The organism is Anatilimnocola aggregata (assembly GCF_007747655.1).
Taxonomy (GTDB): Bacteria; Planctomycetota; Planctomycetia; order Pirellulales; family Pirellulaceae; genus Anatilimnocola; species Anatilimnocola aggregata.
Genome location: NZ_CP036274.1, coordinates 4,701,499 through 4,713,816 on the forward strand (window position 1 = coordinate 4,701,499; position 12,318 = coordinate 4,713,816).

Consider the following 12,318-nt stretch of genomic DNA (forward strand, 5'->3'; position numbering starts at 1 on the left):
GGTTTGGTTTATTTATCTGGCTGACAGACTCTTTGACGTCGCTCGTTGCCAGGACTGGTCGAAGGCCACGGGGCGCATGCGATTTGGGCGATCGTGTCGGCCTGTATTTTGGCTCGGTCTCGCTTTTTGTAGTGCAGGCCTGTTGGCGATTGTATGGGCCGGTTTGCCGACGGACGTGCTACAGCGTGGCGCAATAGTCGCCCTCGGTGTGAGCCTGCATTGCCTGGCATTTGTGACACCAGTTATTTTTCCAGCGAAACTTCGCGGAAAGGAGTTTGGCGTTGGCTTGTTTTTCGCTCTGGGTGCATACGCTTGCTTGGGGGCGAAGCTAAGTGCGCTGCCGCTATTCGTCGCAATTGCGATCGTGGTGACATTCAATTGCTTGGTCATTGCCGCCCGCGATGCCGACAGTGACGAGACGAACGACAGCGGTGCTGCCTCTCGCTGGTGGATGTCGATGAAGCGCGACCTGTTCTGGCTCGGACTAGCTCTGACTGCAACGGCGACTTTCTGTTCGATCTTCACGGATGAAGCAGCGTTTTATCTTGCCCTTGCCGCTGCTTTCGCCGCACTCACGCTCCTGCATCACCAGGCTCATCTCTTGAGTGGCGATGCCGTCCGGGCTTTGGCAGACTTCTCGTTGTTCACTCCGATTCCAATCGTGATTGCGTTGACATGAAGAGATGAGCAGATGCATCGTCGATTCAACGCAACTGGTTCTTGAAGACTTTGCCGTCCTTCATAATGACGACGAAGTTCTTGGCCGGGTCAGCGATTAGGTTGAGGTTATCGAGAGGATTGCCGTCAACCACCAACAGGTCGGCCAGTGCGCCTTCTTCCACCACACCCAGCTTGCCGGGATAGGGATTGCGCTTCCCAGACATGGCGAGCAATTCGGCATTTGTGCTGGTCGCCATGACGAGTATTTCGGCGGGGGTATACCAGCGTGCGAGCGCGACCAGCAGTTGTCCCTGGCGACGGGCTAGCGCTGGGGAGAAGATGATGTCGGTGCCCCAGGCCGTCTTAAGTTTGTGCTTCCTTGCCAGCCGATAGGCGACATCCATCCCGGCAAGTACCTCAGCAAACTTGGCCCGCTGCAGTGAACCCGGCGGAAAAGCGTTAGCCATCTCGTCGGGGAAAGGCTGAATACTCAGCCAGATGCCGCGCTCGGCAATTAACTTGGCGTTTGCTTCGTCCATGAGGTGACCATGCTCGATGCACTTCACGCCAGCATTGATGGCCCGCTTCATCGACTCGGGGGTGTAAGCATGCACAACAACATAGGTGCCCCAGTTCTCCGCGGCTTCAACGGCGGCACGCAACTCAGGCTCAGTGAAAGTGCTCACATCGAGCGGACTGTGGGGCGAAGCCACCCCTCCACCGCCTGTCAGCTTAATCTGAGTCGCACCGAGCATAAGCTGTTCCCGCACACGCACGCGCACTTCGTCTGGACTGTCAGCAACCATGCTGCCGCCGATTTGTTCCATGCGCGAACGTGCGCTGCCGAGGGTGCGCGGCAACTCAAATGGCTGGCGGAAGTCGCCATGACCGCTCGTGACGGTGATGATCGCGCCGGACGGATAGATCCGCGGGCCGGCGACAACTCCATCGTCGATGGCACGTTTGAGCCCGAAGACTGGCCCACCCACGTCCCGAACGGTAGTGAACCCACGCACTAAAGTGTCAGCTGCTTCCGCGCCGGCGACCAGGTTGGCATAGCCGACATCCCACTTCAGCGCCTCATCGGGAGTCGGCCGCACCAGCATCGCGTGCCAATGGGCGTCGATCAGGCCCGGCATAAGCGTGCGCCCTCCGCCGTCAATAATGGTTGCCTTCTCTGGCGCCGAGATGTTGCCGCCGATCTTCTCAATCTTGTTCCCGACCACAAGTACGGAAGTGCTCGCAGTAAGATTGTTCGACTTGCCATCGAACACCTTTACGTTTTTGAACAAGGTAGCGCTCGGCTGACTCGCGTCGATCACTGCGCCGGACTGAGCAACGCGCGCGTGGGGCGTTGTCATGTCACCCTTCGGCCGTTGTTCGAGCGCTTGCACGGGAGCGATGAGGAAACCGAGGAGCCAGCCAGCGGCGGGTATTAGTACGATCCGAGTCGATAAGTTGCCCATCGCGAGGTCTCCATCAGCAGGTGTTAAGCAGGTCAGGCTCACTCTCGACATGGTCACATCTGGTGTTATGGAGAATTCTACGGCCTTGTCGGTTTATTGGCACGCGCAATTGACATAGGGTAGCTTCCCCTTTGCCCCCTGAGTCTTGCCGGGTGCGATTGTCAGCCAGCCAGCATGCGTGTTTTGGGAAGCGGGCGAGCAATCCTCGCGTGCCATGCCGGCATTCAGGCCGCTAAGGCGGGGGGTGTTCAACAAGGGAGTCAATTGTTGAACAGCAACGTGCGTAACTCTCGGGTTTCCGAGCGATTGGTGTTCAACAATGAGGGTGCATGTTGAACAAGTAGGATGAAATTGAGCGGAGAGATAGCGCCAAGAAGAGTCGAGCGGTACTGGACCATTTTCGCTCAGCAGCGGCGGTTGCCTGCGATGCGTGCCCAGTCGGGACATGTTGCCAGCAAAGGCAGGAAAGCGGCACTGGCATGGCAAATTGCCAAGCGAAACTGTAGCGATTGCAGAATGATTAACGATTAAGTTGGCTGCAGCCGATTAAATCGCTAATTACGAACAGGCTGCGTCCCTGCCGTGAATTCAACTTATCCATACGCGGCATTCGCCCCCAGATTTCAAGGCGACGAACCGAAGTGCCAGCGCGCTCTTGCGGGAGGGAAGTCATGCGAATATCGAAAGTGCCAATCCTGCTGGCCGGCATGTTCATGTTTTTGGGTTGCGAAATTGCGCCAGTCCCCGAGGCGACGAGTTTCGGCCGCTTTGAAGGGGATGTGGTCGCCTCTTGGGATAACGATGGCCGCAATATGACGCTGCGGGAAAACTTCATCTTCATCGACTCCCAGAATCGAGCCTGGCATGCACCCGCGGGAGCCGTGGTCAACGGCGCTTCGATTCCGGCAGCGTTCTGGTCGGTGATCGGTGGACCCTTTGAAGGGCAATATCGGAGCGCTTCAGTTGTGCACGATGTAGGTTGCCATCAAATGACCGACTCGTGGCAAGACGTCCATCGCATGTTCTACGAGGCCTGTCGCTGTGGTGGTGTTGAAGAGGGGCGCGCCAAGATGCTGTACTATGCCGTGTACCATTTCGGTCCACGCTGGGAGGTGGTAAACGAGACGCAAGTCGAGACGACTTCAACTCCCGACGGCACACCCGTGCAGCGTGAAGTTTCGGTGCCGACAATGGTGCGCATCGATCCGCCACCACCGACTGCAGAAGAAGTCGAACAAGTCGCGGCGCTCATCGACGAAGAGAATCCAGCTCCGGCGGTGATCGAGAGAACCGATCGCGAAGCGCTCCATCGTCGTCCACGCGGCAGCTATGGGAAAGGTCGCCCCAAGTATGGACCGAGCGGCAACACAGTTGGCGACTTGGATCGTTCAAACGCTTCGCGTCCCACCTGGCAGCGGCCCGATTCAAACGGTGTGGCTGGGAGCACAACGCCCTGGAACGGTCCACAGTTCCGCTCGAACGAGCGCCCACCTGGCTTCGATCCACGAGGAATGCCCCCGCAAGGTTCAAGGGATCGCCTAGCCCAGTCCGAACGCTGGGACGGCGCGCAACCAGGGCGAAACGCAGTCGACGGGCAACGATCCGGGCCATTGCCGGCAATCACAGCCGAAGAAAATCAGTGGGCTCAAAACATTGTTCGCGCGCATCTGCAAGCTCAAGCTGGCGAACATCGACCTGCCGAGTACAACGTCGAACGGACAGAGCGTGGCTATCGTGTCCAGGTTCAATACGTGCAGCTTAACGAACAGGGGCAACCGGCCGCATACACCGGCAGCAGCATGATGCGACTATCACGCGATGGCCGTGTGATGGAAATGATCAATCGTTAGGCCGAACTATCAGCGGGCGGGTGTCCCTATTCAGCGGTTGAATCTGCGGGGTCGGCTGAGGGCACGCTATCAGCGGCTTGCCCCAGGAAGAAAGAACCAGAGAAAACTGCTTCGAGAAATCCTCCCATTCCGCTCGACGATCGCCCAGCAATGGTATTCTCGGTCGCATATCCCGCGAATGCGATGCTTCCGTCAGCAGTATCGGCTGTTCCATACCAGAGCGAAAAACTGCCGAGATCCACTGCGTACCAGGTGCCCATGTTCGACTCGTCACGAAAATCGGCGATCAATCTTCCCGTGTCATAAAATCGCTCGTTGCCGGATTCACCGTCGATGGCATCCGCATCGCCCGCGACAGTCTAACCGTTGACACGAGCACGGGTCCAATAGTTCGATGACGTTGAGTCGTTGGTCTGTGCGGCAATTTGCCCATTCGCGCGGTCCCTGGTCCAGTAGCTGGGAGGGTCGGACGTCGCTGCTGTGGTGCCTGTCGTGGACGTATTCGAGGTACCTGTCGAGCCCGAAGTATTACCCGTAACATTTCCTGGAGCGCCATTTGGATTTCCTACGGTCCCGTTGTCACCGGTTGCAGTTGGATTCGCTGTAACTCCAGTCGTATCGTTGCCAGCACCCGTTTCATCGGATTGAGTGTTCTCGGAGGTTGGGACTGTAGGTGGCGGAGCAGCGCTTGAGCGCTCGAAAGTCAGTGTTCCTTGCTCGATCGCACCGGCTTGAAACATGACTACGTCGTATCGCTTACTCCCTAAGCCGTTTGTGGGGCCCGGTCCCGAGTCTTGCGCAGCAGCGATACTCGACAATAAGAATAAACCGCCCGCTACGGTCGCATTGATTCGTAACCTCTGCATGAACTGCCTCCTTGAACGTGATGGTCGTTGGGGGCAGGCATTGTGGATTCAAATGCAAATGGCACGCCGTCCTTGCGTAGCGGCGAGTGCCACGCCACCGCGCAGCGGGCATGAGCGACGAAAAGCAAGACTTTGGGGATCGCAGCACCATCGTTGGTTGCTCGAAAGGCCAGTTCACAGAAGAGGTTAAGGCAAATCGCGAAAAAGTACACTTTGAAGATGTCATACTTTGCGCCCAACCAGTAGGTAGCGGCGATGTGGTCCGCATTCAAACAGCTTGTCGCTTGGCGACTCTCCCTTCCGAAACCTATGGGGCCACGCACCACCCCACCACAAGATCCAGCACCACGGCATGCGTGCGTCTCGATCATTAGTCGCGCGCGGCCAAGCTGTTCTCAAATCGGAGGACGGTTCATCGGAAAATTGCCGATGATTTAGCAACCGAGATCATGATGCTCGATGCCAATTGCCTGCTGCTCTCAATTCGATTTCGCCTATCGCTTCGTCATTATCGCGCTAGAAGCGGTGATTGATCTGCACTTGCAGTTCGTTGTCGAAGAAGCGGCGGTCGACGCCCGCGAGGAGGGGGACCACGCAGGCCACCCGAACCGAGGTCACGTTGTTGAACTGGGCCTGAAAACCAGCGGTGACGTTGAGAATGTCGAAGCGATTGAAGTTGTTGGTATAGGTGATGGGCCGCGTCCCCGCGTTCCCGACCACGATATCCGTATCTTGCAGGGCCGAGGTGTAGTGCAGTTCCAAGATAGCTGCCAGGCTGGTCAGTCCGTCGTTGAACTCGTCCTGAAAGAGCCAGTACCCCGTCCCCAAGTCCGCGAACAGCAGGTTTTGTTCGTTGAACAGACCGAGCGTTGTCGCGGGGCCACCGACGGGACCAGCGTCAATTCGATTGCCATTTGCGGCCAGATCAAGTTGCAAAAAAGCGTTGATGAAATACGGCCGATCTCCGCCCCATAACATTCCAATGAAAGGAAGCAAGTGGAGTGAGTCGTTTTGAAAAGTGATCTCGCTCGAGGGGAAGCTTACGAAGTCGGTCAACGTGAAGTTGCTGCCGGTCGGCGTATCGATGCCCATCCCCGCGACAATTGCCAACTCTTCATCGACAAAAAGCAGGTGCTTAAGGATTAGCGCCAAGTTGCCGACTTGCCCACCATTGCCGCCAATCCCGGTGCCTTGAAAATCGAACGCTCCTTGGAAAGGCATCCGAACTTCGCACGACCACGTGCCGTCGAAGAACGTCTTCTCGATGCCGAGGGTATAGCGGTCGACGGGAAACAGTTGTGTCGTCGGGCCTCCCGGCCCAAAGAATGGAGTCTCGGAGAACTGCAAGGCATTCTGAAAATGGCTGTAAGAGAAAATTAGCCGATCGGTCGGTAACGCTCGGTTGTTCTCACCGATCTTAACCCGTCGACTACCACCGGCAGAAGGAACGGTGAAGGTTCCGAACGACTGGTTTGCTGACCCACCTTCAAAATTGGGACTAAAATTCAGGTCGCCACCGGTTTGGAAGTAATCGCCGAACATATCCGGCGCACTGGCCAGCCGGTTGTTGGTTGGGCTGCGCGAAAGGCGAGGCGCATTCGCGCCCGAACGGGGCGTTGATAACGACGGCATGCCTGCTGGCGGCTGTTGTTGAGCTAGCACAGAAGTAGAAGCCGATACAAACGTAGCCTCAAGCTCGTCGCTAGCAGATGGTGTCGAGCTTTCCGTTTGAGTCTGGCTTTGCGCAACTGCCGATGCGCTTGCCATGACAGCAAGTGCAACGGGTAATAAGGCTGCTAAGAGCCTGTTTGTTTTCCCCGGCATGCGACACTCGCGGCTAGGCTTTAAGTCGAGCAATCACCCCTGTCAGCGTTTCGAGAATGACTGACTTATCGTTTATCGACGGGGAGCGCCACGAAGCTTTGCAGGACGTGGAGATTTGCTCAGATCGCTCGAATGTGCCAAGTGCTATCACTAATCAGTAAGCGTTTTTTGCGTAGAGGGCAATTCGCTTTCGCGGAGCAAATCTCCAATCTCTTGCAGCTGCTGAGCATAATCCGAGTCGCCGGGAAAGTCCGTTGCTAGCTTGGTCAGCTCGTCACGTGCGCGGCGCAAATTGGTGAGGCCTTCCTCGCGCTGACCGGCGAACACTTGTTCGGCACCCAAGGCCCGTAGCGCGACAGCCAGATCGCGCCGATGACGGGGCAAGGCTGAGGGCGCTTCACCGAGCGGAGTGAGAATTGCACAGGCCTGTGTGAATGCGGCAATTGCCGCAGCGCCTTGGCCATCATCGCTATCGAGATAGCCACGGTTCAGTTCCAAGCTGGCGAGTTCCACCTGATAGTCAACAACTTCCGGGTTTTGCTCGGCCAGTGGCTTCAGCCGAGCTCGCGATCGACCGTACCACTCGCGCGCAGCAGGCACGTCATCAGTACTCGCTAAATCGCCAAGCAGGCGATAACAGATCGAGAGGAGTCGCCGATTTTCGAGATCAGCTGGATCGCGCTTGACGACCTGGTCGAACGAGTCCGCTGCTTGAATGAACTGCGCTTTCGCGTCGGGCATGTTCCCGGCCTGCCGCGCCAGATTCGCGAGTCCGTAAAAACCTTTGCCCAAATCGCGCTGCAGCTTCCAATTCTCTGCATCTTTCTTCAACGCAGCAGTGCGAATTTCCTGCGCCTTCACGAACTGCTGCCGCGCTTCCTCGGGTTTACCTGCTCCGCGCAACGAAACACCCAAATTCATGTACGTATTGGCCAGCATTCGCTGATACTCGCTATTCCCCGGAGCCAGCTTGGTGAGCGTCGTCCGCACCTGGGCAGCAGCATCGTAGGTTTGCTGCGCGGTGGCATGATCCTTCTTCGTGACCAGCGCCGTTCCCAGCGCGTTGAGTGTGTTGCCGTATGCTTCTAGCCGCGCGGGGTTGTCGGGAGTCGCCTGCACGAGTCGCTCCTGCATTTCGCGCGCGGTCTCGTAAAGCGGCAGGGCTTTGTCTGTCGATTCAATCGCCTCCGTAATCAGCGCGATGCGAAAGTGGGCGCTGGCCAGTTCGTCTTGCACGCGCGGATCGCCCGATCGCTGCTGCAAGAAGCGTTGGTAGTAACTGAGTGCGCGCCCGAGCAGTTCTTTACGCAGCGGCTGCAAGCCGGGCTTGTTGAGTAAGGTGTTCTCGCTGACTTGCGTGAAGAGGTCGTTGACGGCCTCCATCGCTTGCCGACGGCTTTCTTCGGACTGTGCAAGGGCCGCCGACGTTTGCACATAGCCAACGGTGGTAGCGGCCAGTGCCGACATCAGTCCAAACAACGCAGCAGCGGAAGCCGCAGCAATAAACGGATTGCGTTTGCACCAGCGCCAGCCGCGGGCAATTGGGCCAATCGGCTGTGCCAGAATCGGTTCGCCGCGCAGGAAACGGCCAAGTTCCTCGGCCAACTCCTTCGCCGTGGCATAGCGTTTTTCGGCTTCCTTTTGCAAGCACTTGTGGCAAATGGTTTCCAGATCGCGGGGAATGGCCGGGCTGAGTATCCGCAGCGCCACAGGTTCATTTTCCAAAACTTGCTTGATCGTCTCAAACGGGCTTGCACCGCGAAACGGAGGCCGGCCACTGAGGAGTTCGTACAGAATGGCCCCAAGCGAATAGACATCGCTCCGCACGTTCACTTCGTCGATGCGGCCCGCTGCCTGCTCCGGCGGCATATAGCTGGGCGTGCCGACCACCGTTCCCTGCATCGTCATTTGCGACTGACCACCCTCCACTTGCTTCGCCAGCCCGAAGTCAGTGATCAGCGGCACGCCGGCAATATCGAGCAGCACGTTCGAGGGTTTGAGATCACGATGCACCACCCCTTCGGTATGGGCATAGTGCATGGCCGCCGATATCGTCTGCATCAGTTCCGCGGCATGCTTCGGACTAAGGGCCTGATCCTTCAGCAAGTCGGCCAGGCTTTTTCCTTCGATGTAGTCCATCGAGAAAAAGTGCTGCCCTTCGCACTCGCCGACGTCGTGAATGCCCACGATGTTGGCGTGCCGCAGGCGGGCGGCCGATTCCGCTTCCGAATAAAACCGTTGCACCTCCAGATCGTCCGCAAAACGCCCAGAGAGAATCATCTTGAGGGCGACAATTCGGTTCAGCTTCAGGTGCTTGGCTTTGTAGACAATTCCCATGCCTCCCTTGGCGATGGTATCGACCAGGTCGTAGTTGCCAAATCGCCGCGCAGGGGGCTTGGCAGCTGCCAACGACGGCGGCATCGACATTGCCGTCTCTATCGGCGCGGCCGAGGCTGGCGGCAGAGGACGTTTGGGAGGTGGCAAGGTCGCATCGGACGCGACTGCCGGTGCATTTTCCGGAACACGCGCGCTGGCTTTGGTCGGTGGCAAAGCCTGCGTGAGATCAGATAGGTTCGTCCCAGTCAGCCCGCTATCTTTGGGGGGCGGTTTAGCCAACGTCATATCGGACTGATTATTGTTTTCGGCCACCGGTTGGCGAGCGGCAACTCGCGGCGGAGTCAAGGTTGCATCGCTGGCGAATGAACCTGTTAGCTGTCCTGGCAACAGACTGTGCAGCCAAACTGTGAATTGCGCTGAGCTCGTTCCTGTAAAGCTGGGGAAATTGAGCTTCGCGTGCGCGATGGCGGCATCGACGACTGCGGAGGAACCAACGGCGGGAGTTGCCGTCATCAATTGGCTGCGCGCGAGGTCCAGCAACGTCTCCAATGAAGCTCGATTCCCTGCGCGGGCTTCGGCAATGAGTTGATCGATGGGAGCAGGTTGCTGGGACATAGGCTTATCATACCGGCAGGTTCGAACCGCGTCCGCTATGGAGTGGGAATACGGATTTTCCTGATCGAGTTTTCTGACCAGCACCCAGCTACCTCGGATCAAAGTTTCCCGAAAGTTGGCTCTGTGCTAGACTCAGGCACCTTCAGCTGCAGACTGCTGGAAGGCATTTGTCCGCCACTCGACCATTCCCAGAAACGTACTGCTGTGCTGAGCGACCGCAAGGCCTTCTATACACTGCACCTGCGCTGGTTCGTGGCGATGGTCGTGGCCACCGTAGTCGCCATCAGTTGGTACGCCGTGGCCAGTTACGGTCGCGATCGTTGGCCTGGCGGCAGTTCGCTGGTCGGACTCACGTATGGTGTGCTGGCCGCGGCAATCATCGTGTTCGAATGTCTGCTCGTCGTACGGAAGACCTCCCTCTTTCGAACCTCGCGCTGGCTGGGCTCGGCCCAATTCTGGATGAAAGCCCACATCTGGCTGGGACTACTCGCCGTACCCCTGGTCATCATGCACAGCGGCTTCGATTGGGGGGGCTGGCTATCGTCGCTGGTGGCAGGAGTATTTGCGCTCGTGACGGCCAGTGGCATTTATGGCCTGTATATGCAGAACATCATTCCGCGCCGCTTGCTGGAACTCGTTCCTGACGAAACAATTCACTCGCAAATAGACGATGTCGCCCAGCAACTGGCCGCCGATGCTCGCCGCCTGGTCGGCCTGCGGGTTGAGAATGCTGCATTCAACGATCGAGCTGAGAAGCATCTACGACGAGGCGCGACGCGAACTGTGGTTTCCGGCGCACCGCGGCAAGTGGGGACCATCGTGGAACGCTCGCCTCGACCGAATCGCGAGTTGCCTCAAGAAATCGTTGCGCCGGCGGTTCTGCAGAATGCATTGGTGCAAGACATTGAGCCGTTCTTGCTGACGGGGCGCAGTCCGCTGAGGCGGCTTGACACTTCGCAGCGCTGCAGTTGGTACTTCGAAGAGTTGCGACGGCGCATCGACACAGCGGAGATACAGGTGGTTGTTAGCAGCCTCGAGCAATTCTGCGAGCGGCGGCGGCAAATGAACTTGCAGCAGTCGTTGCACTTTTGGCTGCATGGGTGGCTGAGTATTCATCTGCCCTTGGCAATGGCGCTCGTTATCTTGCTGGTCGGTCACATCTGGTTCGCCCTGCGTTACAGTTAATCACCGATGAAGGCCAACAACATTCCATCGAACCGAGAATCGAGCAAGCAGCGGGCCCTGCGCATTGGGCTGAGCTATCTGGCTCGCAGCGATGCCTTCGTCCGCAGTAAGTTCTTCTGGGCGGCCGTTTGTTCGTTTCTCGCCGTCGCTTATCTCGGCTGGATTGTTGTGGGCAGCGAACCGGCAGTCGCGCAGCTATCGCCCGCGCCACTGGCTGCGGTGCATGCCCGCTCGAACGGCCGATGCGCAGACTGCCATCTCGACTATGTTCCGCTCGGTGCCAACTCGCACGGGGTGAGTCTGCTGACCTCCGCGTTCAACGGCTTTCAGCATTCGCAAACTATTGACGCAAATAAGATTTCGCAGGCCAGTTGCAGCAGTTGTCACGAGCGCCACGTCGTCACGCCGCATAATCCCAACCAACGGCCCGACGATGTGGCAAGTTGTGCCTCGTGCCATGCAGAACATCGTGGACATGCGGCACAGCTGACTCGTCCCGACGACCAGTCCTGCACCATCTGCCATGCAGATATCGCCGCCCACCAACTTCGGACCGATCCAACAAATCCGCTGCCGAATGTCTCTCACTTTGCTTGCTCGTCGGCGGCCAATCCACCGCATCCCAAGTTTCGTTCGCTACCGAAGACGGACGACAACCAGTTCAAGTTTAACCATCAACTTCACTTGCGACTGGGCCAGTGGCCGAACAACAGCAGCGAGTCGAAAGGGCCTTGGACCCTTGGTCGGATTGCTGCGGAGCTGCGGGAACAATACCAAACCTCACCGGGGCAACCAGACACAACGGCCGTGCAGCTCGATTGTGCGTCGTGCCATCAGCCCGATCGTAACGGGCCTTCACCGCAAAGCGGCAAGTACATGCAGCCCGTTCGCTTCGAGCAGCATTGCCAGGCGTGTCATCCGCTGGACGTCGCTTCGGTGGCCAGTGGCAAACCGCTGAACTTGAACATTCGCCACGGGCTGAAGCAGGACGAGATTCGCGAAGCGCTTTTCGCTGGCTTAGTGAAACATCAGGCCGGAGAAACCGCTCAGAGTTTGCCTCACTTGTCACCGAACACCCCTATTCCCGGCAAGACGCCCGGCAACAACCTGGCCCAGAACCTGGCCGATCAATCGCAAACCATTGCGTTGCAGACCAAGCTGTACAACGACACCTGCTTGAAGTGCCACACCGAGCAAGAATTTCCACCCAAGATCCTGCACGAGCCGATCGACTTCCCACCGCCGAAGTTTCCTGACCGCTGGTTGCTGCAGGCCCGCTTCGATCATGGCGCGCATCGCGACTGGGCGAAGTGCAGCGACTGCCATGCCGCTGCTGATGCGCAGCCTGGCGAGGGGAAGACGCAACTTGACGATTCTCAAGTGATGATTCCGAACATCGATAACTGCGTGCAATGCCACGCTCCCACGAGCACACATAGTCATTTTCGAAGTTCGGCGCGCTTCGACTGTGCCGAGTGCCACCGCTATCACGACCACTCCGCGGGAAAGCAATAA

8 protein-coding genes are annotated in these 12,318 nt (G+C 57.9%); 4 read left to right on the forward strand and 4 right to left on the reverse strand.

The window, feature by feature from the left end:
• The first annotated feature begins 286 nt into the window (after positions 1-286).
• Complete coding sequence (locus ETAA8_RS17550; protein WP_145091031.1) at positions 287-679, forward strand: hypothetical protein; 393 nt, start codon at positions 287-289, stop codon at positions 677-679.
• 25 nt (positions 680-704) lie between these two features.
• Here ETAA8_RS17550 and ETAA8_RS17555 read toward each other — a convergent pair whose 3' ends face one another.
• A complete protein-coding gene (locus ETAA8_RS17555; protein ID WP_202921046.1) occupies positions 705-2,126 on the reverse strand; it encodes a metal-dependent hydrolase family protein in 1,422 nt (473 codons plus the stop codon).
• 671 nt (positions 2,127-2,797) lie between these two features.
• Between ETAA8_RS17555 and ETAA8_RS17560 the strand changes: the two genes are divergently transcribed.
• Positions 2,798-3,976 (forward strand): DUF1353 domain-containing protein, encoded by a 1,179-nt coding sequence (locus tag ETAA8_RS17560; RefSeq protein ID WP_145091034.1) that lies wholly within the window; start codon positions 2,798-2,800, stop codon positions 3,974-3,976.
• Positions 3,977-4,002: 26 nt separating this feature from the next.
• Here ETAA8_RS17560 and ETAA8_RS17565 read toward each other — a convergent pair whose 3' ends face one another.
• The 3 genes from ETAA8_RS17565 to ETAA8_RS17575 all read right to left on the reverse strand — a co-directional run bounded on the left by ETAA8_RS17565 (position 4,003) and on the right by ETAA8_RS17575 (position 9,618).
• Positions 4,003-4,236 carry a hypothetical protein gene (locus ETAA8_RS17565; RefSeq protein WP_145091037.1) on the reverse strand — a complete coding sequence of 78 codons (234 nt, stop codon included), beginning with the start codon at positions 4,234-4,236 and terminating at the stop codon, positions 4,003-4,005.
• A gap of 1,122 nt (positions 4,237-5,358) precedes the next feature.
• Positions 5,359-6,474, reverse strand: a complete 1,116-nt coding sequence (locus ETAA8_RS17570) for a hypothetical protein (RefSeq protein WP_145091040.1) — start codon at positions 6,472-6,474, stop codon at positions 5,359-5,361.
• Positions 6,475-6,816: 342 nt separating this feature from the next.
• The gene (locus ETAA8_RS17575; RefSeq protein ID WP_145091043.1) at positions 6,817-9,618 is read right to left on the reverse strand and encodes a serine/threonine-protein kinase; all 2,802 of its coding nucleotides are present in this window, start codon (positions 9,616-9,618) and stop codon (positions 6,817-6,819) included.
• Between the two features lie 204 nt (positions 9,619-9,822).
• Between ETAA8_RS17575 and ETAA8_RS17580 the strand changes: the two genes are divergently transcribed.
• Both ETAA8_RS17580 and ETAA8_RS17585 read left to right on the forward strand, forming a co-directional pair.
• On the forward strand, positions 9,823-10,803 hold the full coding sequence (locus tag ETAA8_RS17580; RefSeq protein ID WP_145091046.1) for a hypothetical protein: 981 nt from the start codon (positions 9,823-9,825) through the stop codon (positions 10,801-10,803).
• Positions 10,804-10,809: 6 nt separating this feature from the next.
• Complete coding sequence (locus ETAA8_RS17585; protein ID WP_145091049.1) at positions 10,810-12,318, forward strand: cytochrome c3 family protein; 1,509 nt, start codon at positions 10,810-10,812, stop codon at positions 12,316-12,318.

Coding starts and splice junctions, on each gene's coding strand:
- ETAA8_RS17555 (WP_202921046.1), bottom strand. CDS start 2,126: ATGGGCAACTTATCGACTCGGATCGTACTAATACCCGCCGCTGGCTGG.
- ETAA8_RS17560 (WP_145091034.1), top strand. CDS start 2,798: ATGCGAATATCGAAAGTGCCAATCCTGCTGGCCGGCATGTTCATGTTT.
- ETAA8_RS17565 (WP_145091037.1), bottom strand. CDS start 4,236: ATGGGCACCTGGTACGCAGTGGATCTCGGCAGTTTTTCGCTCTGGTAT.
- ETAA8_RS17570 (WP_145091040.1), bottom strand. CDS start 6,474: ATGCCGTCGTTATCAACGCCCCGTTCGGGCGCGAATGCGCCTCGCCTT.
- ETAA8_RS17575 (WP_145091043.1), bottom strand. CDS start 9,618: ATGTCCCAGCAACCTGCTCCCATCGATCAACTCATTGCCGAAGCCCGC.
- ETAA8_RS17585 (WP_145091049.1), top strand. CDS start 10,810: ATGAAGGCCAACAACATTCCATCGAACCGAGAATCGAGCAAGCAGCGG.